The sequence below is a fragment of the Rhizobium sp. WSM409 genome, from assembly GCF_057653825.1.
Window position 1 is genome coordinate 3365262 of record NZ_CM172794.1, and the last position, 23340, is coordinate 3388601.

Consider the following 23340-nt stretch of genomic DNA (forward strand, 5'->3'; position numbering starts at 1 on the left):
GCCTGTTCGGCCTAAAATCTGAATCCTGTTCTAAATTAAATAGTTAGAGCATGATGTCGTCCGAAAACCGCTCACACTTTTCGGCATCATGCTCTAGGCGCTAAACCACCCGATCCGGCACATCTCTACCCTCGAAAAACGCCGTCACGTTGTCAACCACCTTCATACCCATGGCGGTCCGCGTCTCTTCCGTGGCGCTGCCGAGATGCGGCAGCACCATAACGTTCTCCATCCGCCGCAGCGCCTCCGGCACATCGGGTTCCGCCTCGTAGACGTCAAGCCCGGCGCCGCGGATCGTGCCCGCCTCGAGCGCTGCAATCAGCGCCGCCTCATCCACCACGTCGCCACGCGCCGTATTGATGAGAAAGGCGCCCGGCTTCATCGCCGCAAGCCGCGCCGCATTCATCAGGTGCCGGTTCTCTGCTCCACCTGGGCAATGCAGCGAGACGAAATCGGCCACCGCGAGCACAGCCTCGATCGTCGGCAGTTGCCGCGCGGCGTAACGCGCCGCCTCAGCCGGATTGATCGGTGAGCGGTTGAAGAACACCACATCCATGCCGAAGCCGAAATGGCAGCGTTGCGCGAAGGCCTTGCCGATCCGGCCGAAACCGATAATGCCGACCGTCTTCCCCGTCACCTTGGTGCCGACCATATGCGTCGGGCACCAGCCCTTCCATTCACCAGCGCGTAGCTGCCGCTCGCCCTCACCGCCACGCCGGGCAACGGAGAGCAGCAGCAGCATGGCGATATCGGCCGTGCAGTCGGTCAGCACGCCCGGCGTGTTTGTGACCGCAATGCCTCTCTCCTTGGCAGCGGATATATCGATGTGATTGTAGCCGACGCCGAAATTGCCAAGGATCTTGGTGACAACAGGCACGCCGTCGAAGACGGCGGCGGGCAACCGATCGGAAACCGTCGGCAATACGGCTTCAAAGGTCGAGAGCGCCAGCCGCAGCTCGTTTTCAGCGAGCGGGATATCGTCACGATTGAACGTCACATCGAAACGTTCAGCAAGGACGGTTTCCACCGTGGCTGGCCAGCGCCGGGTGACGAGAATGCGGGGTTTGGACATGGACGGTTCCGCTCGATGCTTCAAAACGATGCCAAGAGTTAGACCAGCCAGGCGAAAATTGAAACGCCCGCAAAAAGAAAGAAGCCCGGTCGGAACCGGGCTTCGATAATCATGTCCCATAAAGGGGAGCGAGGCTTACATGCCCTGCGGGAAGTAGCTGTACTTGCCGTCCGGACCCTTCTTCCATTCGTACATGATGTAGCCAGGAATCTTCGGGTCGCCCTTTTCGTCGAACGAAATGTCGCCGAGAACGGTCGGGAACGGGCCCTTTTCCTTCATGGCCTTGGCAACGGCCTCAGGATCCAGCGAACCGGCAGCCTTGGCGGCTCCGGCGATCGTCTGCATCGCAGCGTAGGAATAGAGCGTGTAGGCTTCCGGATTGAAACCAGCGGCCTTGAACTTTTCGACGAGTTCCTTGTTCGCAGGGTTCGCCGTCGGATCCGGGCCGAAGGTGTTCAGCGTACCGGCAACGGCGTCGCCAGCGATCGAGGCCAGTTCGTTCGAAACGATACCGTCGCCCGAAACCAGCGTCGCCTTCAGGCCCTGGTCGGCCGCCTGGCGGATGATGAGACCGGCTTCGGTGTGCAGACCACCCCAATAGATGATCGAGACGCCGGCTTCCTTCATCTTGGCGATGAGTGCCGAGAAGTCCTTGTCGCCGACATTGATGCCTTCGTAAATGACTTCGGTGACGCCGGCGGCGTTCATAGCCTTCTTGGTTTCGTCGGCAAGGCCCTGACCGTAAGGTGTCTTGTCGTGAACGACAGCGATCTTGGCGTCCTTGAAGTGATCGGCAAGATACTTGCCGGCGATGGCACCCTGCTGGTCGTCACGGCCGCAGGTGCGGAACGTGTTCCAGAGGCCCCGTTCCGTGAAGGTCGGGTTCGTCGCGGCCGGGGTGATTTCGAGGATGCCGTTTTCGGCATAGACTTCCGAAGCCGGGATCGAAACGCCCGAGTTGAAGTGGCCGATGACGAACTTGACGCCGTCAGCGGCGAACTTGTTGGCGACCGAAATGCCCTGCTTCGGGTCGGAGACGTCGTCGCCGAGCTCGATCTTGATCTGCTCGCCGTTGATGCCGCCAGCCGCGTTGATGTCGGCGGCTGCCTGTTCGGCACCCTTCTGGAGCTGAGCGCCGAATGCGGCGTTCGGTCCAGTCAGTGGACCAGCGACAGCGATGAGAACGTCGGCCCACGCGTTGCCGCTGAAGGCGACCATCGCCGTCAGAGCCACTGCCGACAGAAGAGACTTCTTCATATTATTACTCCCAATTTTTGGGCGGGTTCCGGTCCAAGGCCCAGCGCACTACCCACCATTGACTGCGCCAGGAAAGCTGTTCCACTCGGAAGGCAATTCATGCCTAGTTTCAACGGACTGTCAATGTTTGTCCTTCCACGAAAACGCGGAAGTTTTTTCGTACAGCCAGTAATAGTTGTTAACCATCTGATTGGTGCGGCGGTAACGGAAGCCGGCCGTCGAGAACACCAACAGCGTCACAAAGTCGAGGATATAGTAGAAGGCGTTGAGCATCGGCCCATTGAACAGGGCATGATGCAGGAACTGCATCGCCCAGGCGAGCAGGAATGTATAGACGATGACCAACGGATAGTCGGCCCAGCCTTCGGCAACCGCTTTGCCGGCGCGCCAGGCCGTCCAAAAGCCTAAGAGCAAGACGATGACACGGATCGCCACAAGGGGGCCGGCATCCGCTTCGAAGAAAAGTCCCTGCATGTCAAACTCTCCTTTCCACCTAGTGTCTTCCGCCTTCGAGATAGGCGGCGCGGACCTCGGGATTGGCAAGAAGCTCCTTGCCGGAGCCGCTCATCGTCACCTTGCCGTTCACCATCACGTAGGCGCGGTGAGAAAGCCTGAGGGCGGCGAATGCGTTCTGCTCGACGAGGAAAACGGTCAGCCCCTCCGCCTCGTTGAGCTTTTTGATCGCCTCGAAGATGCCCTTGACGATCAGCGGCGCGAGACCGAGCGAGGGTTCGTCGAGAAGCAGCAGCTTCGGGCGCGCCATCAGCGCGCGGCCGATCGACAGCATCTGCTGTTCACCGCCCGAAAGTGTTCCGCCCCGCTGGGCGTGACGTTCCTTGAGACGCGGGAAGAGCGTGAAGATCTTCTCGACGTCTTCGGCGAAGTGTTTCAGATTGTCGAGGCCAGCGCCCATCTGAAGGTTTTCCAGAACCGTCATGCGCGGGAAGATGCGGCGGCCTTCCGGTGACTGTGCAATGCGCAGACGGGCGATTTCATGCGTCGGCATGTGGGTGATGTCGCGGCCCTCGAAGACCACCGAACCGGTGCGGGCCTGCGGGCTGCCGCAGATCGTCATCATCAGTGTCGACTTGCCGGCGCCGTTGGCGCCGATCAGGCTGACGATCTCGCCCTTGTTGACGTGGACATCGACGCCGGCCAGCGCCCGGATATTGCCGTAATAGGTTTCGACGCTATTCACCTGAAGGAGCGGTTGACCCGTCATTACTTCATCGCCCATCAGTTTGCGCCTCCCTCGAGCTGCTCGACGGCTGCGATCACCTCTTCCACTTCTTCATCCTCGACACCGAGATAGGCCGCGATGACCCGCGGATCGTTCTTCACGTGATCCGGTGTGCCATCGGAAATCTTCTGACCGTATTCGAGGACGACGACGTGGTCGGAGATTTCCATGACCACGGACATGTCGTGCTCGATCAGAAGGATCGACGTTCCGGTTTCGGCGCGAATGCTCTTCAGCAGTGCGTTGAGCGTTGCCGATTCCCGTGGGTTGAGGCCGGCAGCCGGTTCATCGAGGCAGAGCAGCTCCGGACCGGTGCACATGGCGCGGGCAATTTCGAGACGCCGCTGGGCGCCGTAGGGCAAATCGCCGGCGGGGTCGTCGGCGCGGTCGATCAGATCGGCCTTCTCGAGCCAGAAACGGGCGAGTTCGATTGCCGCAGCCGCTTCCCGCCTGTAGGGGCCGACACCGATAAGGCCGAGGATCGTATAACCCGATGCCTTCATCAGCTTGTTGTGCTGGGCAACCAGAAGGTTTTCGAGAACGGTCAGGCCGGAGAACAGCCGGATGTTCTGGAAGGTGCGTGCGACCTTGGCTTCCCTGGTGATGCGAAAGTCCGGCAGGCGCTCCAGCAGGTATTGCTTGCCGCTCTTCTGGTTGAACGTGATCATGCCCATCGTCGGCTTGTAGAAGCCGGTGATGCAGTTGAAGACGGTGGTCTTGCCGGCGCCGTTCGGCCCGATCAGCGCGGTGATATCGCCACGCTTGGCTTCGAAGGAGAAGTCGTTGATGGCCATCAGGCCGCCGAACTTCATCGACAGGTGTTCGACCTTGAGAAGAGTGTCGTCAGACATCGTATTCGTTACGGGGCTCATCAACCATGCCCCTCCTTGATGAAGCTTCCGGATATCGCCTTGCGCTCTCTGAGGAAGGCTGTCGGCTCACGCGAGCCGACGAAGCCGCGCGGCTTGAACAGCATGACGACGACCATGGCGAGGCCGAAGATCAGCATGCGGTAGAGTTCCGGCGTAAAGTCGGGTCCGAAGATGAGTTTTAGGAAGTCCATGCTGCGCAACAACTCGGTGCCGCCGACCATGACGATCGCGGCAATCGCGATGCCGGTCAACGAACCCATGCCGCCAAGAACGACGATGGCGAGAATGACGGCCGATTCCAGGAAGACAAAGGATTCCGGCGAGACGAAGCCCTGCCGGGCGGCGAAGAACGAGCCGGCGAAACCGGCAAACATCGCGCCCGTCGCAAAGGCGGTCAGCTTGGTCGTCACCGTGTTGATGCCGAGCGAACGGCAGGCGATCTCGTCTTCGCGCAAAGCTTCCCAGGCGCGTCCAATCGGCATGCGGCGTAGCCGGATGGTGACATAGGCCGTCAGCATGCAGAGCATCAGAATAAGATAGAAAAGGAAGATCTTGTAGTAGGCCGAGGAGGGCGGCAGGTGAAAGAGCTTGGCAAAACCGCCGGCCGTCGCATCGAAAGGAATGCCGAAGAGTGTTGCCTTCGGGATGCTCGATATACCGAAGGTGCCCCTCGTCACGTCAGTCCAGTTGATGAGGACGAGACGAATGATTTCACCGAAGGCAAGCGTCACGATGGCGAGGTAATCGCCGCGCAGGCGCAGCACCGGGAAGCCGAGAATGACGCCCCAGAGTGCCGCGAAGATGCCCGAAAGCGGCAGCAGCACCCAGAAGGATAGGCCGAAATAGCTCGAAAGCAGCGCGTAGGAATAAGCGCCGACGGCATAGAAGGCGACATAGCCGAGATCGAGCAGGCCGGCGAGGCCGACGACGATATTCAGCCCCCAGGCGAGCATCACATAGATCAGGATCTGGATGCCGAAATTGTCGACATATGTCAGCGAGCCCTGAGGGCCCTTAATCGCCACCACCACCAGGGGATAAAGCAGCAGCGCGATCAGCGCGATCTTCAGGAAATGCCGGTGGAAGAAGCTCTTCTCTGTCGAGATGTCGAGTTCGCCCTGTCTCGCCTTTGCCAGCTTGCGGCTGTCGAGATGCGGCCGCAGGAAAACCACCGTGGCGAAGCGGCCGATGGCGGCGACCGCAACGAAGATCGCAAGCAGGCCCCAGCGCTGGACGATGATCAACTCGTTGCTGATGTTCTGGTCGGTCTTGAGGCCGACATAGAGAACGAACATGCCGAACGACAGGACGGCGGCGAAAAGAGCTTCGGTAAGGCCTTTGCGGACAAGTCCGGCATCGGGCTTGCCTGCAGAATTTTCAATGTTTGCCATGACGTTATACCTTCTCGACTTCCGGCCGCCCGAGGATGCCGGTCGGCTTGAAGATCAACACGAAAGCCAGGATCGCAAAGGTCGCGACGTCTTTGTAGGCGATGGTGAAGTATGCCGACCACAGCGACTCGATAAGGCCGATAAGCAGGCCGCCGAAGACGGCGCCGGGCAACGAACCGATACCGCCGAGAACGGCTGCCGTGAAGGCCTTCACACCAGGCGTGAAGCCGTCGTTAAACGAGGCGACGCCATAATACATCAGGTACATCGTGCCGGCCACGGCCGCGAGTGCCGCACCCATAACGAAAGTGATCGAGATCGTCTGGTCGACGTTGACGCCAAGCAGTGCCGCCATCTTGCGATCCTGCTCTGTGGCGCGCTGGGCACGGCCGAGTGCGGTGCGATTGACGATGTACCAGAAGATTGTCAGCAGCACTGCGGTGATCACGATGATGATGATCTGTTTCAGCGACACCGAGATGTTGCCGAACTGGTAGACCGTGCTCACCATCGGTGGAATCGGCTTGTTGCGCGGGCCCTGCGTCACCTGGATGAAGTTGGACAGCGTGATCGACATACCGATCGCGGTAATCAGCGGCGCCAGGCGGAAGGAACCGCGCAGGGGACGGTATGCGACGCGCTCGATCGTCCAATTCCACAAACTCGTCATCAGCATCGCGACAACAAGCATCGCCAGCAGCAGAACGGCCACCGGGAGACCTGCGAAGATGGATGTGAGGACGAGGAAGACGATAAGAGCGGCGAAACCACCAAGCATGAAGATGTCGCCATGGGCGAAATTGATCATGCCGATAATGCCGTAAACCATCGTATAGCCAATAGCCACGAGGCCATAGATGGATCCGAGCGTCAGCCCGTTTAAGAGCTGCTGGACGAAATACTCCATATGTCGTTTTCCCCTGGATGCGAGCCGAAAATGCTGCATCTCTTTTTGGTTCTTCAGTTCTCCGTTTCAGAGAACCTCATAGGCCGAATGCATAGCGGTTTCGTTGGAAATGTGAAGACAAAAAGGATTTACTTCTACAGATTCTTGTCTGAACAGGCCTAAATGGCGCGTTTTGAACCAAAATCCACAGAAAAACGGCAGAGCAGGGCCTATTTTTAGCCAGAAACCGCCACTGGGTTAACCGTCCGGAGATATCGCCGTCGATTTCCTGCGCCGCTTGCTGCGTAAGCTATTCCACAGAATTGGACAATGGAGCAAATTCAGACCCCAAGGCAGCTTCTTTGACGAATGCCATTTCACGAGCGATGCCCGCTTCTTCGTCTGACAAGGCTGAAAATTTATGGTAGCATCATCAGGCTTTGTATTGAGGGATGCGGAGCATGACGGGGAACACCATATAACTTGAGTATCTGGTTGTGACAGGGATGGTTTGCGGACGAGCGACAGCGGGGTGCTCGCCGCGTGGCGAACGGCAAAAGGACGATGCTGAGGACATTTGAAAAGGCGGCGCTCGAAGCCGGCAGGGCCATCATCACGGTCCTGCGCGAAGGCTTCCCCGTCGCCATGAAGGCGGATGCAAGTCCGGTCACGGTCGCCGACGAGGAGGCCGAGCGCATCATCCTCGCGCATCTCGCCAGAGATTATCCCGAAATACCCGTCGTGGCGGAAGAATCGGTCGCCGCTGGCAAAGTGCCCGACATCGATGGCCGAGGCTTCTTCCTGGTCGACCCTCTCGACGGCACCCGTGAATTCGTCGACGGACGGCAGGAGTTCACCGTCAACATCGCCTATATCGAGAACGGCGCCCCGATTGCCGGCATCGTCTATGCGCCGGCGCTGGGGCTTGCCTTCTCCGGAGAACGCGGCCACGCCGAAAGGCTCGTCGTCATGGACGATTTCACGGTTGGCGCACGCAGCGCGATCACGGTGCGCGAACAGCCGGACGACAGGCTGGCGCTTGCAAGCCTTCGCCACAACAGCCCGGAGACTGGAAGCTTCCTCGCCGATCAAGCGATCTTCAAATGCACCAATATCGGCTCCTCGCTGAAATTCTGCCTGCTGGCCGAAGGCAAGGCCGACGTCTATCCGCGTTTCACCCGCACGATGGAATGGGACACCGCAGCCGGCGATGCGGTGCTGCGCGCAGCCGGCGGTTCGACGGTGACGCTGGACGGGACGCCACTGACCTACGGCAAAACGGGAACGGCCGCCGATTTCGACTTCGCCAACCCGAACTTCATCTCCTGGGGCGGCAGGAAACGCGTCCTCGAACCGGCGTAACCACCCGCGGGAATCGCTGAAGACCGGCAAGCGGCAAATCCTTTGCATCGCCGCCACGTGTTCAGGCCCGCCGCTACGATCCGCGGTCGACCTCATGCATGCGCACCCCAACTGAGCGAGCCGCCTCCCCTCAAAGCGTGCCACGATCCTATTTCTAGCTGTGAAGTGATTCGCGTTATCGGGCCTGATTGAGCGATTCGGGCTGCGAATTCATTGCCCTGCATCTTTTCAAGACGCCGCGCGCCATCAATCCTGCCTTGATTTTGTCACATTTCGGCACGGCTTCGACGATGATCGATATCTTCATCAGCAAAATTTCGCATCGTCTTTCGTTAAGAAATACGCTTAAGAGCCACGGCCCACGTGTCGAATCGGCACGTCGCCAGCCTGCGGCGAACCCCTCCAAAGGCCTAAAAACTTTGACAAAATTCCAATTATTAACGAAATATCATGAGCTTGCCTCAACTTAACGCAAATGCGAAAGATTTGCTGCGATGCGATATTTCTCTGGACACCATTACACAATTGTCGCATTTTTCCGTTTTAGTAGGGTTACCAAGACCTAAGTGCAGCCCTGGTGACAGGGTAAACCATTGATCGCCTTTTGCCGCCGCGCCCCCTCGAAGACAACAGAGTACGATCCTTGAGCATCACGGAACTAAACAACAGCATTTCGACAGAGTCCTTCCGGCCGAGCCGCCGCCAGCAGCCGAGCCTGAAGATCCAGACCCCTGTTATCCACAGCGATGCGCCGCAGGCGCCGTTGCTGGATCTGGTCCTGAAGCGGGCGTTCGACATTGTTTCGTCGTTGAGCGCCCTCCTCGTCCTCGCCCCTTTCCTTCTGTTCGTCGCCCTGCTGATCAAGATCGACAGCCCGGGGCCGGTGCTCTTCAAGCAGACCCGCTGGGGCAAGAACTGCAAGGCCATCAAGGTCTACAAGTTCCGTTCCATGCGCACCGACCTCTGCGACGTCTCCGGCGTTGCCCAGACGGTAATGAACGATCCGCGCGTCACGCGCATCGGCGCCATTCTGCGCCGTACGAATGTCGATGAGTTGCCGCAGTTGCTGAACGTGCTGCTGGGCCACATGTCGGTCGTCGGTCCGCGCTGCCATGCGATCGGCATGCGCGCCGGCGGCGTGCTCTACGAAGAACTCGTACCGGAATATCATCAGCGACATGCGATGCGTCCCGGCATGACGGGTCTTGCCCAGATGCGCGGCCTGCGCGGCCCGACCGATCGTCCGGCCAAGGCGCGTGCCCGCATCGCCAGCGATCTCTACTATGTCGGGAATTTCTCGATCTGGATGGATATGCGCATCGTTGCCGGAACCGTCGTGTCGGAGCTGACCCGCGGAAAAGGCTTTTAAAGCGCGTCGCGATCTTTCAGATCGGCTCCTCGCGCTTTCGGTCGTTGTTTTCACGCATGTCGCGCAAACCGATGCACACTTTGCGCGACATGCTGCCAAGCTTTAGCTTTGTGAGAAAGGACCGGCTGCCTCAGAGCAGCCGGTACCGGAATGCTCCGGCGACCGTCTGCATGCGGCTGACCGAATCGAGCTTGCACATCGCGCTCTTCAGATAACCCGCCACCGTATGCGACGAGAGATCGAGAATGATTGCGATCTCGTCGCTGCTCTTGCCGACAGCGCCGCTCGTCTTTTTAGACGCGCAAAGGACGCTGTAGCACTTTGAATTGCTGCGTGATTCCCTAAATCAATTCGTGGCAGGCATTCGATTTCGCGCCGGGTGAGCGTCTCCAACGGACCATCCTCCACGCCGCCGCTACGCGAAACCTTATCCAGAAGCTCCATGCAGCCGGAGAGCAGCGCCATCGCCTGCTCTCGCGTGGGCATAGGACAGCTGCCTGAAAAGGCGAAGGTGTATTGTTTCAGGTCAGCATCATGCTGCGCGAAGGCGAAGGTATTCTTCAGCCCGTGCATCTGAAAGAGCCTGTCGAGTTTGCGGTTTTCCTGATTGGCGGCGCTGCCCGCAAAAGACCCCTCCTCGCAGAAGACCGGCATGATCGCCCGCTTCATCGCGGTCACCAGTCTGCCGCAATAGAAGAGATCGGCAGCGTCATAAAAGCCGACAAGGCTTTGCAGCCAATTGCTGATCAACCGGTTTTCGGCGAAATCCGTGCGGTCGCCCCGCGGGAAAGCCGAGAGCAGATAGAAATCGAAGCCCACAAGCTTCGCCATCACCCCGAGCCGTTCCTTACCGTCGTTAAACGAAACCCCGACGCCATCGGCCTGCGAAGGCGAAAATGCAGCATCCTCAGCGCAGTCGCCGACTGCGCGTCCACGTCTTTTCATCTTTGTATCCTCGTATAGCCAGCTTCGGCTCAGCCTTGCTGCCGGCGGCGAAAAGTTCGGGTCGGGGCATCAGCAAAGACGGCTTCTTCGCCGCATCCCGAGGACACGAAGCCTCAAAAGCGCGAACTGGACCGATACAGCGGGACGAACGTAGACGACGTCTTGCGCTCATTCTTATGTTGCCGCACGTATCAGATCATCCCGGGAAATCAGCTAATATTTATTCCGCATGGCTCCCATGCAGGCGCTGCAAATTGACGTAGCAGCATGCCGCTGCCCGACGTCACCAGCCGGGCGGGCGTCTAAATTTGTTATCAAAGTCTTACGATGGGTTTAGGCAATTTTTAAATGTGGCAGGCTAGAGTGGGGTTCGTGGTCTTGCGTTGTGTAGAGAGTCCAATGACCGAAATGATACGTCCCCGAGTAAAATATGTCATCGGCCCCGATGGCAGCCCCCTGACGATCGCGGATCTTCCGCCGCCCAATACGCGGCGCTGGGTGATTCGCCGGAAGGCAGAGGTTGTCGCGGCTGTTCGCGGTGGCTTGTTGAGCTTGGAAGAGGCCTGCGAGCGTTACACGCTCACGGTCGAAGAATTCCTCTCCTGGCAGTCGTCGATCAACAGCCACGGTCTTGCCGGCCTGCGCACCACGCGCATCCAGCAATATCGTCACTGATCACACCCCAGCATTGACGACATTTATTTCGGGCCGGACGCATCTCCCGTTAGGGAATGAAGAAGGCCCGAAATCATTGACGAGGCTGCGTAGCACCAAAGGCCCGGCTGCGTGAATGCATCCGCCAGCCCCGTCGTCTTCGCCGCCGCAATGACGATCGCGACCAGCAGCACATCCATCATCGACCACTTGGACAGATGCGGTACGACGCGACGATAGAACAGGCTGCCGGCCCCACCGCCGGCGGCCGTCGCTTCCGCGGTGATCCCCATCGCCTCCACGGTGATGCCGACCATCTTCAGAAACGGGAGCAGGATCGAAACCAGGGCGACGATTGCCGCCAGCAGCCCGTCCCCGCCTTGCCATAGCGAGACGATGATTTCGATCAGCGACGGCGTCTTGTCGAAAAAATACAGCGTCTCGAAACGGACCAGCGGCAAGACGAGACCGAGCGCCAGGAAGAACGGCGCGGCCACGAGAAGCACGGGGCGAGCCATCGAAAGCGCACTCATTGCCCTGAATCTCTTATCGATCCGACATTTTGCATGAACACTCTGTCTCCTGCCTGTATTGCCTCTACGGCTTGGCACGACCGCGCTGCCATGTCACGGTCCGCTAAGACAATATCCGTTACGAGGAAAGACAATGGACATTCGAAGTGAGGAAGGCGCCTCCGGCGGCCGCTATGCGGCCGAGGTCGAAGGGCACGAGGCGGAGATGACCTATTCACGCACATCGCCGAAGCTCGTCATCATCGATCACACGGCCGTTCCCGATGCGCTGCGCGGAAAAGGTGTCGGCCAGGCACTGGCGCTCCACGCCGTGGAGGCAGCCCGCACCGGCGGCTGGAAGATCATCCCGCTCTGCCCTTTCTTCAAGGCGCAGGCGCAACGCCATACGGAATGGAAGGATGTCGTGAATTAATGCATGTCGCCCAAAAACGCACAGCGCGTTTTGGGACAGGACATGCATAAGACAAATCGTCCCCGCGGGGGACGAATCTCGTTTCCCATGGGAGCGACGCATAAGGCAAACACCAAAAGCCATGTATAACGGACAGCGCGCCCATCATACATGGCTTCTCAGTGGCGATCCCAGGGCGCCAAAGCCGGCACCCAGCCGTTTCTGTTACGCCCTTGCTCTGGCGCCGCCGTCACGCTCTTCCAGCGCTGTGGCCCTTGCATATTCCGCCTGCATCTCCTCGAGCGCCATTTCCAGCGTCTCTTCCTGCATCTTCAGTTCCTTGATCGAAACCTGCAGGTTGTCGGCCCGCTGACGCGCGGCCTTGGCGAAGGTCGGATAAGCAAAGTGATTCGGGTCGGAAATACCGGACTTCTTTTCCTCGACAACGATCTGGCTCTCCAGATCCTTCGTCATCCGTTCGAATTCGGACATCATCATCTGCAACTGCTGCAACTGACGTCGTTTTTCGTTCACCTGAAATTCCTTCAGGCGAACGAGACTTTCTCGCGACTTCATACGCATTACTCCCGTGATGCGAGACCCCGGCTCAACTTGAAACCGCCCTGCGCGCCGCTTTGACACGGTTTGCTAAAAAATTTCCTGCGATATTAACAAATACCTACCGCTGGTAACCTTTCGTTTACGGGCATCGTTAATGATAGGCCCGATGATTTAAGGGTCGGTAAATGCCGCGGCATTAAGTTCGAACCTTTTCATTGGCGAGTCGGATGAATCACTTAGCGCTGTTTCCTAATGTTAAAGTTGAGGAACACCTTTTTGAGATTCCTATTGGAAAACAGAGAAATGGAAAAATTGTTTAATAAATTCGATACTCCTTGCCAGAGTGAATTAGAATTTGTTAACCATTTCGTGGCAGCTTTCAAATCACGTAGCGTGTTCGGTATCGTGTAGGGGGCCAGACCACCTTTCGGCGGCGGTAAAGGGGATAATTATGCGGGTACTTCTAATCGAGGATGACAGCGCGACGGCGCAGAGCATCGAGTTGATGCTGAAATCAGAGAGTTTTAATGTTTATACCACCGATCTCGGTGAAGAAGGCGTCGATCTGGGCAAGCTGTATGATTATGACATCATCCTTCTCGATCTGAACCTGCCCGACATGTCCGGATATGAAGTGCTTCGCACTCTTCGGCTGTCCAAGGTCAAGACACCGATCCTCATCCTGTCGGGCATGGCCGGCATCGAAGACAAGGTTCGCGGCCTCGGTTTCGGCGCTGACGACTACATGACCAAGCCGTTCCATAAGGACGAGCTCGTCGCCCGCATCCACGCCATCGTCCGTCGCTCCAAGGGCCACGCCCAATCGGTCATCATGACCGGCGAACTGATCGTCAACCTCGATGCCAAGACGGTCGAAGTCGGGGGCCAGCGCGTCCACCTGACGGGCAAGGAATATCAGATGCTGGAGCTGCTTTCGCTCCGCAAGGGCACCACCCTCACCAAGGAAATGTTCCTGAACCACCTCTACGGCGGCATGGACGAACCGGAACTGAAGATCATCGACGTCTTCATCTGCAAGCTCCGCAAGAAGCTCGCCAACGCTGCAGGCGGCGCCAACTACATCGAGACCGTCTGGGGCCGTGGTTACGTTCTTCGCGAGCCGGATGGTGCCGAATACGCCGAAACCGCCTGATATTTTTTTCCGATCCCCCTTGTCGGACAAACGAAGATCCCGCCTTTTCGGCGGGATTTTTCGTTTCTGCCTGCGGGCAATAAGAACCCACCCTCACAACACATGACCTCAGGCCGGATCGGCCTGAGATGCTCTGTCATTTCGATCTAGAGCATGTCTCGCAAAAGTGTGCAGCGGTTTTGCGATAAAGACATGCGGAAAAGCAAAGACCTAAAGCGTGGCAAGCGAATCTGAAAGATCGCGACGCTTTAGGAAATAGCGTAGGGCGGCTGAAACCGCTTGCACTCGGCATCATGCGCCAGTGATGCCGATATCGGCGAAAAGAGATCTGCCGGTCAGGCGGCGATCGCGCGGTTTCCGAAAACGGCGGTCAGGATCTTACGATCGAACGGCTTCAGCAGGAAGTCGGTAGCACCGGCCCGTTTGCCCGCCATCAGTTTCTTCAGATCCGCCTCGACGACGCAATAATAAATCTTGACCTCTTTGCCGCCTTCCATGGCACGGATGGCGGCGATGAGGTCGAGGGCGCCTTCCATGCCGGAATCGACGATCAGATATTCCGGCAGCTCCGCCTGGCAGCGCTGCAGCGCTTCGCCGGCGTTGGAGGCTTCGCTGACGAGAAAGTCGAGTTCGGAGAGAATGCGCTTGCCGACCTTACGGACGATGTCCGAATTATCGGTGATCATGAACCTTTGCATGGCCGCTCCTTTGCCCCCGCATTCGTCGCAGCAAGAGGCCTCTTACAACCCTGGAGAATAGGTCCATCAGGCTAACGAATCGTTACCGGACGGAGCGCCGACGCACGTCTGCGCTCCGAAATCAGGCTGCCGCAGCCACTGCCGTGAACACCAGTTCGTCGGCGCTGGCGCTGTGATCAAGCGTCATTCCGCACTCCTGCGCCAGAAGCACGGTGTAATAGGGCTGGATCGAATGGGCATCGATCGCCTCCTCGATCGTGCCGGTCGATATCTCGACGAATTTCGGCGGCAAGCGCATCAACTTGCCTTTGGACGTGAGCTTGAACTTGGCATCGAACTCGGGATTTTCGAGCGTTACCTCAAGCACGCCGCCGCGCGGAATGGCGGAATAGGCAACGAGGAAGAGGTTGAGCAGCAGCTTGACACGGTTCTTGGCGACGATCGCGCGCGGTCCGTTCCAGATCACCTCGGTCTTCTTCTCGGCGACGGCGAAATCCTTGGCTGCACGCTCGGCCTCGCCAGTGTCGATCGATGCGCCGACGGAACCCGACGCGCCGAAAGCGAGACGTGCGAATTTCAGGCGGACGGAAGCGTTGAGCGCGCTGGTGCGGATCAGGTCCATCGCGTCGGCATCGGCGCCGCCCTCATCCAGGAGTTCCAGCCCGTTGTTGATCGCGCCGACGGGCGAGATGACATCGTGGCAAACTCGGCTGCAAAGAAGCGCGGCCAGATCTGGGCCGGACAGGGTGAGATTGGGGTTCTTGGACATCATTGTCTCCTGATGGGCGGCAATTTCATTGCGCCCGGAATATGCTTCATCAAAATTGCGCGAAGTTTGCGATCGTACTCGATGCCATAATGACACCATATTTGGTAAACCGATTGTTAAGATCATCGGCGCAAAATGCACCAATCGCCGCGAGCGGTTGCCCGCTCCTAGCCAAACGACGAACGGATGACACCATGCGCCCTCGATTTCCGCACCGATTCATCGGCTTCTGCAGGTTACTTTCGGCCCTCATCTTCTCCTCGCTGATGGTTGCCGGGCCGGCTGCCGCCCAGGACAACGGCCAGTACACGATGCAGGAAATCGTCGACGCCGGCCACTCCTTCTTCGGCTCCGCCAGCGGCGGACTTGCCAAAGTGGTCGAGAGTGCCTTCCAGAAATATGGCCTGCCGAACGGCTATATCCTCGGACAGGAAGGCGGCGGCGCCTTCATCGCCGGCCTTACCTATGGTGAAGGCCAATTGAACACCAAGAACGCCGGCGAACATAATCTCTACTGGCAGGGACCCTCGCTGGGCCTCGATTACGGTGGCCAAGGCTCGCGCGTGATGATGCTGGTCTACGACCTGCCTTCCGTCAACGGCATCTATGCCCGCTTCGGCGGCGTCAGCGGCTCGGCATATGTGATCGCCGGCTTCGGCATGACGCTGCTCAAGAACAACGACGTGCTGGTCGTGCCGATCCGCACCGGCGTCGGCGCCCGCCTCGGCGTCAATGTCGGCTATCTCAAAATCACCCAGGCGCCGACCTGGAACCCCTTCTGAGGCCTCAAGGCCGCTGGAATCTGCCGCCGTCCCCACCGGCGGCCTTGCCATGCGCGTCACGCGTGCTTAATCATCGCGGCTGACCTCGTATCAACCTTCTTACCGATGGCCGCGCCGTGATCGAATATGCTCTCTTGTTCGGATTGGGCTTCCTGACCGCGGCCTTTCTCGTCTTTCTGGTCTCGCCCGCCGTTCACCGCCGCATCGTCTGGTATACGGAGAACAGGCTGAAAGCGACGATGCCGCTGAGCCCGCAGGAGGTTCGCGCCCAGAAGGATATGGTGCGCGCGCTCTATGCCGCCGAAAACGCCCGCACCGCCCAGGACCTTCTGCGTGAGCGCGAGAAATCCCTGTCACTCCAGCTTCGCCACGACGCCCTCGCCGTCGACGCCGGCAGGTTTGCCGCCGAGATCGGCGAATTGCAGGCCCAGATCGGCGAGATGCATGTCGAGGCGGCCGACCAGCGCTCGCATCTTCGCAAGGACGAGAACTATATCAGCCAGTTGAAGACCAATCTGCATATTGCCGAGCAGTCCGCTGCCAATAAGGAGAGCGAACTGACGACGATGAGGACGCGGCTGGGCAAACTCGGTGAACAGGCCGATGGGCTGAGGATAGACCTGGCCGCGCGCGAGACCGAGGCGGAGAGCCTGAAATTCCGCGTCAACGCGCTACGCGACGAACGCGACACGCTGCGCCAGGACGTCAGCCTGCTGCAGAAGCGCGCCAAGGATGCCGAACAGAAACTGACGCAGCAGCAGCATATGGTGATCCGCCTGGAGGACAAGGCCGCGCGCGAGAGCGCTTCCGCCACCGAAAAGGAAAACCTGGTCGCTCGTCGCCAGCAGGAGATCGCCAAGTTGAAGGAGCAGTTGAAGGCCGCCAACACCGAGATCCGCAAGGTCAACCGGGTGCTGCGCGACGCCGGCCTTGCCGGGTTGGTCGCGGAGCTGCCGGCGGAAATGACGGCCGAAGACACGACCACATCCACGTTCGACACCGCCATGATCACGGCTGAGATCGGCGAGGATGTCCGCAAGCGCAGCGCCGCCCTTGCCGAGCGCCTGCAAAAGGCAAAGGCCGTAACCGGACGCGACGGTGCGATCCGCGAGGAGATCGCCTCGATCGCCGCCAATATGGTGGCGCTGACCGCACTCAGCGAGGGTCCCGCCTCACCGATCCGCACGCTGCTCGTCGAAGCTGCGGAAAAGAACGCGAACGATCGTGTCAGCCTTGCCGACAGGGCAGCCGCGATCATCGCCGATCCCCCGCGCGCGCCATAGGACGCCCGGCGCGCCAACATGTTTGAATTGACGCAGAACCTGAAAATCGATTCCGATGAAAGGATGTGCGTTAGACCCGGCCCATCGCCGAGGCCATGGAAAACAACGCGATCCCCGTCGCCGTCGCGGCATTGAGGCTGTCGAGTTCCTCCGACTGCGGAATGCGCGCGCTCTGGAACCGCGCAAGCAGCGCCTCCGGCAACCCCTCGCCTTCAGTGCCGACGACGAGCGCCATGCGCGTCGAGGCGGGAATGGCGCGGATATCGGTCTTGCCGTGCGGAGAAAGCGTCCAGATGGCAAAGCCCCGTTCGGCAAGCGCCACGAGTACATCCAGCGCCTTGCCGCCGCGACGGTGCGGAACGCTCAGCACAGAACCGACCGAGACACGCAACGCCTTGCGGTAGAGCGGATCACAGGAGGTTTCGTCGAGCAGCACTGCATCCGCACGGAAGGCGGCCGCATTGCGGAACATCGAGCCGGCATTGTCGTGATTGGAAATGCCGCAGCCGACGAGCACCAGCGCCCGTTCCGGCAGCGCATCGAGAAGTGCCGCCTCGCCGCGGTCCTGTCGCCTCCCGAGCGCGAGAACGCCGCGATGCAGATGGAAACCGACAACGCCGTCGAGCACATCGGCCCCGGCGACATAGACCGGCACATCGGCCGGAAACCGCTCCAGGATCGGCAGGACGCCCTCGACGCGGTTGCGCAGCAGCAGGATCTTCTCGGCGAAAAAGCCGCGGCCTGCCGCATGCGCCTCGGCCAGCATGCGCAGCACGACCGTGCCTTCGGCGATGAAGCGGTTCTCTCGGCCTGTCAGGTCGCGCTCGCGGATCTCGCGGAATTCAGCGACGCGCGGATCGTCGGCGCTGTCGATGTCGATCGGGACGGCGGCCATGCCGGCCTCAATTGCCCGTAACAGTGACGTCGGCGACGGTGCGGCCGGTCCTGAGATCGTAAACCAGCGCCTTATTCTTGCCCTCGGCCGTTTCGCCGTAGAACAGGATCTGCCCGGCCGAAAACGAGGTGGACTGCACCTTGAAGCCGAGCGGCAAGGAAACGGTCGCCGCAAGCGGCGCATCCGAGGGCACGCCGGAGGCGGCAACAGCCGACGCCGTCTCCTTCGGTTCGCTGTGCATCACCTTGTAGACAACCGCGCCGAAGACCGCCATAAGGCTCACGAACATGATGGCGCCGGAAACGATCTGCAGGCGGACCATCTTGCGCCGGACACTTTCCATCGCCGGATCAAGGGGCTTCTCTTCCTGGTCGTCTGGCTCGATTGCTGTCATCTGTGCGTCCCGTTCTAAAAAAATACGTCGGAGAAGAAGCGTCTTGAGCGACCCCTTTAAACAAGCAGCCGGCAATAGAAAAGTCCTGACCGCCGATGAAAGCGCCGAAGGCCGGCTGGACGCCTGGCTGACGGCGCAGGTGGGCGAGGAATTTTCGCGCAGCCGCATCAAGGCGCTGATCAAGGACGGCCAGGTTTTTCTGCGCGGCGAACCCGTCACCGACCCGCAGCGCAAGGTGCGCACCGGCGATAGTTTCGAACTCACGCTGCCCGAGCCGGAAGACCCGACGCCGCAGGGCGAGGACATCCCGCTCGATATCCTCCATGAGGATGACGACGTCATCGTCATCTCCAAGCCTTCCGGTCTCGTCGTCCATCCCGGCGCCGGCAACTGGACAGGGACGCTGGTCAACGCGCTGATCCACCATTGCAGCAATACGCTGTCCGGTATCGGCGGCGTGCGCCGCCCCGGCATCGTCCACCGTCTCGACAAGGACACGACAGGCGTCATGGTCGTCGCCAAGAACGACATTGCCCATCGCCACCTGTCGCTGCAATTTGCCGACCATGGCCGCACCATGCCGCTGGAGCGGGCCTATCAGGCAGTCGTCTGGGGCCGGCCCCGCTCACTGTCGGGCATGGTCGATGCCCCGCTTGGCCGCGCCACCGGCGACCGCACGCGCCGTGCCGTCAAGCGCCCCGACAGTCAGGACGCCGACGAGGCGATCACGCATTACCAGGTGGTCGAGCGCTTCCATGAGAAGCCGGATGCGACCGCGTTCGCCTCGCTGGTCGAGTGCCGCCTCGAAACCGGCCGCACCCATCAGATCCGTGTCCATATGGCCCATATCGGCCATCCGCTGCTCGGCGACACGGTTTACGGCGCCGGCTTCAAGACCAAGGCCAATCTCCTGCCCGAAGAGATCCGCAAGATCGTCAACGGTTTCGGCCGCCAGGCGCTGCATGCCTTCATGCTGCAGTTCGAGCATCCCCGCACCGGCGAAATCATGCATTTTGAGGTGCCGCTGCCGGATGATATGGTCGAACTGGTCGAAGCGCTGCGGCGATAAAGCCGGGCTCCGAATGCCGCCTGCCCAACTCACACCTGCGTGAGCGGCACCTTGAACCGCCGTTTCGCCACACTTATCTGTATGTTGACTTAGTGCGGGCTCGGAGAGAGCCGCACGTCCCGGTTCGCTTTTTTTAACGCGACGATGCGTTTCCATCGGGAACCGGAATTCACTTTAGGAGGGTGCACTATGGCCCGAAATACCTTGCCGTCCATTACCGCCGGTGAAGCCGGTCTCAATCGTTACCTCGACGAAATCCGCAAGTTTCCGATGCTGGAGCCGCAGCAGGAATACATGCTCGCCAAGCGTTATGCCGAGCATGGTGACCGCGATGCCGCCCACAAGCTCGTCACCAGCCATCTTCGCCTCGTCGCGAAGATCGCGATGGGTTATCGCGGCTACGGCCTGCCGATCGGCGAAGTCGTCTCCGAAGGCAATGTCGGACTGATGCAGGCCGTCAAGAAATTCGATGCCGAGCGCGGCTTCCGCCTCGCCACCTACGCCATGTGGTGGATCAAGGCCTCGATCCAGGAATATATCCTGCGTTCGTGGTCGCTGGTGAAGATGGGCACGACCGCCAACCAGAAGCGCCTGTTCTTCAACCTGCGCCGGCTGAAAGGCCGCATCCAGGCAATCGATGACGGCGACCTGAAGCCGGAGCACGTCTCGGAGATCGCCACCAAGCTGAAGGTCTCGGAGGAGGAGGTCATTTCGATGAACCGCCGCCTCTCCGGCGACGCCTCGCTGAACGCGCCGATCAAGGCGGCCGAAGGTGACGGCGGTCAATGGCAGGATTGGCTGGTGGACGACCATGACAGCCAGGAAGACGTGCTGATCGAACAGGATGAGCTCGACACCCGCCGGCGCATGCTGGCGAAAGCGATGAGCGTGCTGAACGAGCGCGAACGCCGCATCTTCGAGGCTCGCCGCCTCGCTGAAGATCCAGTGACACTGGAAGACCTTTCGACCGAATTCGACATCAGTCGCGAACGCGTTCGCCAGATCGAGGTCCGCGCCTTCGAAAAGGTGCAGGACGCGGTTCGCAAGGAAGCCCTGGAACGGGCCAAGGCCGTCCGCGTCGTTGAAGCCACGGCATAACCTGCCGCGTGATACAATTGAAGAAGGCGGGTCCTTGCGGCCCGCCTTTTCTTTTTCATTCATCTCTGTCCGCAGCCTCAGCACCCCATCAAGATCTGGGAGCGCTGGCATTGCGTAAACACCTCATTGGCTCGTCGACACATCTCCGAGCGCGGTCCATTCCTTGATCGCAGTATTGAAGGCGTCCGTTCCCGTACCGCCCTTTTCCATCGTCAGCAGCGCGCGGCGGCCGTTGCGGTAGGTGATCGGAATATCGATCCAGTTGCGGGTCGACATCAGGTCGAGATTGGCCTTGCGCGCATCAGGGTAGTCGTTGAGCGCGATCATATGGAAATCGTCGGTGATCTTGGCCGGAACCGCGATCAGCGCATCGCCGCGGTCCTGTTCCGTGCGCTTCATCGAGATGCGCTGGACACTGTCGATGCTGCCGCCTTCGAAATTCGGCGGCACCGAGAAGACGATCTCGACGAGATGGCTTGCCGGCAGCGACGGATCGGAATTGCGTTTGAAGGTGACGAGAGCCGAGAGATTGCGCTCAGGAACCGTGACATTGCCCTGCACCGTCGCCTCCTGCCGGCCGCCCTGGCCGGCCTCGTGCTGCACGCTCCAGACGACCGATCCCTCGATCGCCGTCGGCGAGCTCTGGCCGATGCGCTCCTCATAGAGGAACATCTTTTGCGACGAACCGACGGGCGCGGCCTGCGGCGGCGATGCCGCCGCACCGTTCGGCGTCGGCGTGGCGGCGGGTGCCGCATCACCCTGCGCGCTGGCAGGCGGCGTATCGGCTGCCGCGACATTCTGTTCGGCCACCGATTTTCCTTCCGCGGTCGGCGTTCCCGGCACGGTCGCCGGTCCGCTATCGACCTCAGTTCCATCAGTCAGCAGCCGCTGGGTGAATTTCGAATTGGCCGCAGCGCCGTCATTGTTCATTGACGCTACCTGCGGGTTCGGCTGTGCCGGCGTCGCTGGAGTATTCTGCGCTCCTGGTGCGGTCGGCTGGGCTGGCGTCACCGCGCCCGGCTGGGCAGGCGTCGACGAACCGTCCGGCGGCGTTGCCGCCTCGTTCCTGGTCGCCTGCGACGGTGCCGAGCTGACGAGCCCGTCGACCATCGCCACCAATGCCTCTCTGTTCGTCCAGCCTGCATAGGCGCCGCCACCAATCAGGATGAGTGCGAAGATGAGCGTGATCACGGTGCCGATGCCGAAGCGGCGGCGCTTCGGTTCCATACGGAAGCTCTTGCCCTGCAGCTTGGAGGCGACAATCTGATCGATATCCATCGACGGATTGGCGTCATCGTCGTCAGCGGCGACCGAGCCGCGGCGGTCGTAGCCGCGCAGCGCTTTCGCTTCTCGCCAGTCCTCGCTCGGCGCGCCGCTAGCGGGCGCCGGCTTGCCGTTGTGCACTTCCGCGAAAATATCGACATCGTCGAAATGAGAGGCAACCGGTGTCTTCTTACCGCTGTCGGCCTCGATCGGCGGCAGATCGTCGAAGGCGGCCGTCTCCCAGGAAAAACTTTCCTTGGCGGCCGGCATGATGGCGGCGGGTGCCACTTTTTCGAGGCTCGATATCACCTCCTCGAAGGCGCGCGCCGAGGCATCGGCGGTAATCGGCGCCGGCGCCGTCTCCGAATATTGCCGGAGTTCCTCTTCCGCCCATTCGGTCTCCGCATCCTTGGGCGCCGGAGCCGGCGTTTCGGCAACGGGCTCGGTCCAGACGGGGTCGAAATGCGCCGCAGCTTCGGCCTGCAACGGCTCCTCGCGGCTGTGCTCGACGAACTCCTGCGGACGATCGAAATCGGCGACCGGCTCTACAAGGCGGTTGGATGCATGATCTATGCCGCGGGTGATCGGCTGCAACGGCTCGACGGGCTCGTAAGCCTCCTCGGCCTCCGGCTCCTCGCTTTCCACCGCCGCCGGTTCGGCCGCGATCTCGTCGGCTTCCAGGGCATGCTGCCCGTCGGCACGGTCTTCGTCGGCTTGCTCGCTGCGATGCGCGGCAGGCGGCTCCCAGCCGCCATGTTCGGCCGGCACGTCTTCAGCAGCGACGTCGCGCGCCTCGCTGGCATGCCATTCCTCGGCCGGCGCTTCCTCCTCATGCGAGGGATGCCAGTATGTTTCGGCCGGACCGGATGTCTCCGGCGAAACCGGTGTCTCGGCGGAAACAGGGGTTTCCGCGGGAGCGGCTGTTTCAGGGGAAACGAGTGTTTCCTGGGAAAGAGGTTCCTCGGCAGCGACCTCTTCCTCAGCCTGCTGCGGTGCGGCGGCTTCCACGTGATCGGGCTCGTCGGCGGCCTCGGCCGCCTGCGGTTCCGCATAGGCTTCGTATGCCGGTTCCTCGACTGCCGTCTCCGGCGCCGGTTCGCTTTCGTCGTGAACCGCTTGCTCTTCGAAGGATTCCGACGCGGTGACGGCTGCAACCGGCTCGTCGAGCGGCATCGCCTCGGAGTGTTCGCCTTCCACTTCGCGGATGGCAGCCTCGAGCTTTTCGAGCTGGCGTTGCAGCATGGCTTCCGGCGGACGCGGCTTCATGTTCTCGAGCTGCCGCTGCACTGCGCCGCGGGCACGTTCGTAGACCTTCACCCGCATCTCGGGGGTATTTTCAGCCAGGCCGTCGACGGCCCGCCGAATGACTGCAATAAAATCCGCCATCAGTACTTTCTCAAGAA

General features: G+C 60.3%; 24 protein-coding genes and 1 pseudogene. 10 read left to right on the top strand and 15 right to left on the bottom strand.

Translation table 11 applies throughout. The features are described 5' to 3' along the window. Positions 1–100 precede the first annotated feature (100 nt). From AC25BC_RS16815 to AC25BC_RS16845, 7 genes are all read right to left on the bottom strand, one after another. Positions 101–1072, bottom strand: coding sequence for a 2-hydroxyacid dehydrogenase (locus tag AC25BC_RS16815; RefSeq protein ID WP_012758695.1), 972 nt, complete (start codon positions 1070–1072; stop codon positions 101–103). Between the two features lie 135 nt (positions 1073–1207). Next, positions 1208–2329 carry a branched-chain amino acid ABC transporter substrate-binding protein gene (locus tag AC25BC_RS16820; RefSeq protein WP_003542332.1) on the bottom strand — a complete coding sequence of 374 codons (1122 nt, stop codon included), beginning with the start codon at positions 2327–2329 and terminating at the stop codon, positions 1208–1210. A 120-nt stretch (positions 2330–2449) separates the two neighbouring features. Continuing rightward, entirely contained in the window at positions 2450–2803 is a 354-nt protein-coding gene (locus AC25BC_RS16825; RefSeq protein WP_003561969.1) for a DUF6867 family protein, read from the bottom strand. Between the two features lie 19 nt (positions 2804–2822). Then, positions 2823–3566, bottom strand: a complete 744-nt coding sequence (locus tag AC25BC_RS16830) for an ABC transporter ATP-binding protein (RefSeq protein ID WP_012758696.1) — start codon at positions 3564–3566, stop codon at positions 2823–2825. Further along, a complete protein-coding gene (locus tag AC25BC_RS16835) occupies positions 3566–4441 on the bottom strand; it encodes an ABC transporter ATP-binding protein (RefSeq protein WP_012758697.1) in 876 nt (291 codons plus the stop codon). Before AC25BC_RS16835 ends, AC25BC_RS16830 begins: the two co-directional genes overlap by 1 nt. Further along, on the bottom strand, positions 4441–5832 hold the full coding sequence (gene livM, locus AC25BC_RS16840) for a high-affinity branched-chain amino acid ABC transporter permease LivM (protein ID WP_012758698.1): 1392 nt from the start codon (positions 5830–5832) through the stop codon (positions 4441–4443). Before livM ends, AC25BC_RS16835 begins: the two co-directional genes overlap by 1 nt. Before the next feature lie 4 nt (positions 5833–5836). After that, positions 5837–6739 (bottom strand): branched-chain amino acid ABC transporter permease, encoded by a 903-nt coding sequence (locus AC25BC_RS16845; RefSeq protein ID WP_003561974.1) that lies wholly within the window; start codon positions 6737–6739, stop codon positions 5837–5839. 543 nt (positions 6740–7282) lie between these two features. Here AC25BC_RS16845 and cysQ point away from each other — a divergent pair. The 3 genes from cysQ (at position 7283) to AC25BC_RS16860 (ending at position 9449) form a co-directional block, all read left to right on the top strand. Beyond that, positions 7283–8080 carry a 3'(2'),5'-bisphosphate nucleotidase CysQ gene (cysQ, locus tag AC25BC_RS16850; RefSeq protein WP_012758699.1) on the top strand — a complete coding sequence of 266 codons (798 nt, stop codon included), beginning with the start codon at positions 7283–7285 and terminating at the stop codon, positions 8078–8080. Positions 8081–8268: 188 nt separating this feature from the next. Next, positions 8269–8550, top strand: coding sequence for a hypothetical protein (locus AC25BC_RS16855; RefSeq protein WP_164902791.1), 282 nt, complete (start codon positions 8269–8271; stop codon positions 8548–8550). Positions 8551–8723: 173 nt separating this feature from the next. Further along, complete coding sequence (locus tag AC25BC_RS16860; protein ID WP_017994975.1) at positions 8724–9449, top strand: sugar transferase; 726 nt, start codon at positions 8724–8726, stop codon at positions 9447–9449. 130 nt (positions 9450–9579) lie between these two features. On the opposite strand, the pseudogene AC25BC_RS16865 reads toward AC25BC_RS16860, so the two are convergent. Further along, a pseudogene (locus tag AC25BC_RS16865) lies at positions 9580–10394 on the bottom strand (LuxR C-terminal-related transcriptional regulator). Between the two features lie 399 nt (positions 10395–10793). Between AC25BC_RS16865 and sciP the strand changes: the two are divergent. After that, positions 10794–11069: a CtrA inhibitor SciP gene (gene sciP / locus AC25BC_RS16870; RefSeq protein ID WP_007533628.1), complete on the top strand. Its 276-nt coding sequence runs from the start codon at positions 10794–10796 to the stop codon at positions 11067–11069. Positions 11070–11092: 23 nt separating this feature from the next. Here sciP and AC25BC_RS16875 read toward each other — a convergent pair whose 3' ends face one another. Beyond that, positions 11093–11659 carry a paraquat-inducible protein A gene (locus AC25BC_RS16875; RefSeq protein ID WP_017994976.1) on the bottom strand — a complete coding sequence of 189 codons (567 nt, stop codon included), beginning with the start codon at positions 11657–11659 and terminating at the stop codon, positions 11093–11095. 55 nt (positions 11660–11714) lie between these two features. Here AC25BC_RS16875 and AC25BC_RS16880 point away from each other — a divergent pair, with 55 nt between their 5' ends. Next, the gene (locus AC25BC_RS16880; RefSeq protein WP_012758703.1) at positions 11715–11993 is read left to right on the top strand and encodes a GNAT family N-acetyltransferase; all 279 of its coding nucleotides are present in this window, start codon (positions 11715–11717) and stop codon (positions 11991–11993) included. Positions 11994–12197: 204 nt separating this feature from the next. On the opposite strand, the gene AC25BC_RS16885 is transcribed toward AC25BC_RS16880, so the two are convergent. Further along, positions 12198–12548 carry a hypothetical protein gene (locus tag AC25BC_RS16885; RefSeq protein WP_003542353.1) on the bottom strand — a complete coding sequence of 117 codons (351 nt, stop codon included), beginning with the start codon at positions 12546–12548 and terminating at the stop codon, positions 12198–12200. 436 nt (positions 12549–12984) lie between these two features. Here AC25BC_RS16885 and ctrA point away from each other — a divergent pair, with 436 nt between their 5' ends. Beyond that, positions 12985–13686, top strand: coding sequence for a response regulator transcription factor CtrA (gene ctrA / locus AC25BC_RS16890; RefSeq protein WP_003542362.1), 702 nt, complete (start codon positions 12985–12987; stop codon positions 13684–13686). Between the two features lie 335 nt (positions 13687–14021). Here the strand turns inward: ctrA and AC25BC_RS16895 are convergent, their stop codons facing one another. Next, positions 14022–14384, bottom strand: coding sequence for a response regulator (locus tag AC25BC_RS16895; RefSeq protein WP_003542364.1), 363 nt, complete (start codon positions 14382–14384; stop codon positions 14022–14024). 121 nt (positions 14385–14505) lie between these two features. Then, a complete protein-coding gene (chpT, locus tag AC25BC_RS16900; protein ID WP_003542366.1) occupies positions 14506–15153 on the bottom strand; it encodes a histidine phosphotransferase ChpT in 648 nt (215 codons plus the stop codon). Positions 15154–15347: 194 nt separating this feature from the next. On the opposite strand from chpT, the gene AC25BC_RS16905 reads away from it, so the two are divergent. Together AC25BC_RS16905 and AC25BC_RS16910 are read left to right on the top strand one after the other, a co-directional pair. Continuing rightward, positions 15348–15935: a DUF1134 domain-containing protein gene (locus AC25BC_RS16905; RefSeq protein WP_012758704.1), complete on the top strand. Its 588-nt coding sequence runs from the start codon at positions 15348–15350 to the stop codon at positions 15933–15935. A gap of 116 nt (positions 15936–16051) precedes the next feature. Beyond that, a complete protein-coding gene (locus AC25BC_RS16910) occupies positions 16052–17218 on the top strand; it encodes a coiled-coil domain-containing protein (protein WP_012758705.1) in 1167 nt (388 codons plus the stop codon). 70 nt (positions 17219–17288) lie between these two features. Here the strand turns inward: AC25BC_RS16910 and AC25BC_RS16915 are convergent, their stop codons facing one another. After that, positions 17289–18113, bottom strand: coding sequence for a TrmH family RNA methyltransferase (locus tag AC25BC_RS16915; RefSeq protein ID WP_012758706.1), 825 nt, complete (start codon positions 18111–18113; stop codon positions 17289–17291). Positions 18114–18120: 7 nt separating this feature from the next. Continuing rightward, positions 18121–18507, bottom strand: a complete 387-nt coding sequence (locus tag AC25BC_RS16920) for a hypothetical protein (RefSeq protein WP_012758707.1) — start codon at positions 18505–18507, stop codon at positions 18121–18123. Between the two features lie 43 nt (positions 18508–18550). Between AC25BC_RS16920 and AC25BC_RS16925 the strand changes: the two genes are divergently transcribed. Beyond that, positions 18551–19576, top strand: coding sequence for an RluA family pseudouridine synthase (locus AC25BC_RS16925; protein WP_012758708.1), 1026 nt, complete (start codon positions 18551–18553; stop codon positions 19574–19576). 189 nt (positions 19577–19765) lie between these two features. Then, positions 19766–20674, top strand: coding sequence for an RNA polymerase sigma factor RpoH (gene rpoH / locus AC25BC_RS16930; protein ID WP_003561986.1), 909 nt, complete (start codon positions 19766–19768; stop codon positions 20672–20674). A gap of 123 nt (positions 20675–20797) precedes the next feature. Here rpoH and AC25BC_RS16935 read toward each other — a convergent pair whose 3' ends face one another. Beyond that, entirely contained in the window at positions 20798–23323 is a 2526-nt protein-coding gene (locus AC25BC_RS16935; protein ID WP_012758709.1) for a hypothetical protein, read from the bottom strand. Positions 23324–23340 lie beyond the last annotated feature (17 nt).

Excerpts from the sequence above, each read along its gene's own strand:
- AC25BC_RS16845 (WP_003561974.1), bottom strand. The coding sequence starts at position 6,739 with ATGGAGTATTTCGTCCAGCAGCTCTTAAACGGGCTGACGCTCGGATCC.
- AC25BC_RS16895 (WP_003542364.1), bottom strand. The coding sequence starts at position 14,384 with ATGCAAAGGTTCATGATCACCGATAATTCGGACATCGTCCGTAAGGTC.
- AC25BC_RS16835 (WP_012758697.1), bottom strand. The coding sequence starts at position 4,441 with ATGAGCCCCGTAACGAATACGATGTCTGACGACACTCTTCTCAAGGTC.
- livM (WP_012758698.1), bottom strand. The coding sequence starts at position 5,832 with ATGGCAAACATTGAAAATTCTGCAGGCAAGCCCGATGCCGGACTTGTC.
- AC25BC_RS16880 (WP_012758703.1), top strand. The coding sequence starts at position 11,715 with ATGGACATTCGAAGTGAGGAAGGCGCCTCCGGCGGCCGCTATGCGGCC.
- rpoH (WP_003561986.1), top strand. The coding sequence starts at position 19,766 with ATGGCCCGAAATACCTTGCCGTCCATTACCGCCGGTGAAGCCGGTCTC.
- AC25BC_RS16820 (WP_003542332.1), bottom strand. The coding sequence starts at position 2,329 with ATGAAGAAGTCTCTTCTGTCGGCAGTGGCTCTGACGGCGATGGTCGCC.
- AC25BC_RS16915 (WP_012758706.1), bottom strand. The coding sequence starts at position 18,113 with ATGGCCGCCGTCCCGATCGACATCGACAGCGCCGACGATCCGCGCGTC.
- sciP (WP_007533628.1), top strand. The coding sequence starts at position 10,794 with ATGACCGAAATGATACGTCCCCGAGTAAAATATGTCATCGGCCCCGAT.
- chpT (WP_003542366.1), bottom strand. The coding sequence starts at position 15,153 with ATGTCCAAGAACCCCAATCTCACCCTGTCCGGCCCAGATCTGGCCGCG.
- AC25BC_RS16825 (WP_003561969.1), bottom strand. The coding sequence starts at position 2,803 with ATGCAGGGACTTTTCTTCGAAGCGGATGCCGGCCCCCTTGTGGCGATC.
- AC25BC_RS16935 (WP_012758709.1), bottom strand. The coding sequence starts at position 23,323 with ATGGCGGATTTTATTGCAGTCATTCGGCGGGCCGTCGACGGCCTGGCT.
- AC25BC_RS16830 (WP_012758696.1), bottom strand. The coding sequence starts at position 3,566 with ATGGGCGATGAAGTAATGACGGGTCAACCGCTCCTTCAGGTGAATAGC.
- ctrA (WP_003542362.1), top strand. The coding sequence starts at position 12,985 with ATGCGGGTACTTCTAATCGAGGATGACAGCGCGACGGCGCAGAGCATC.
- AC25BC_RS16815 (WP_012758695.1), bottom strand. The coding sequence starts at position 1,072 with ATGTCCAAACCCCGCATTCTCGTCACCCGGCGCTGGCCAGCCACGGTG.
- AC25BC_RS16905 (WP_012758704.1), top strand. The coding sequence starts at position 15,348 with ATGCGCCCTCGATTTCCGCACCGATTCATCGGCTTCTGCAGGTTACTT.
- AC25BC_RS16920 (WP_012758707.1), bottom strand. The coding sequence starts at position 18,507 with ATGACAGCAATCGAGCCAGACGACCAGGAAGAGAAGCCCCTTGATCCG.
- AC25BC_RS16885 (WP_003542353.1), bottom strand. The coding sequence starts at position 12,548 with ATGAAGTCGCGAGAAAGTCTCGTTCGCCTGAAGGAATTTCAGGTGAAC.
- cysQ (WP_012758699.1), top strand. The coding sequence starts at position 7,283 with ATGCTGAGGACATTTGAAAAGGCGGCGCTCGAAGCCGGCAGGGCCATC.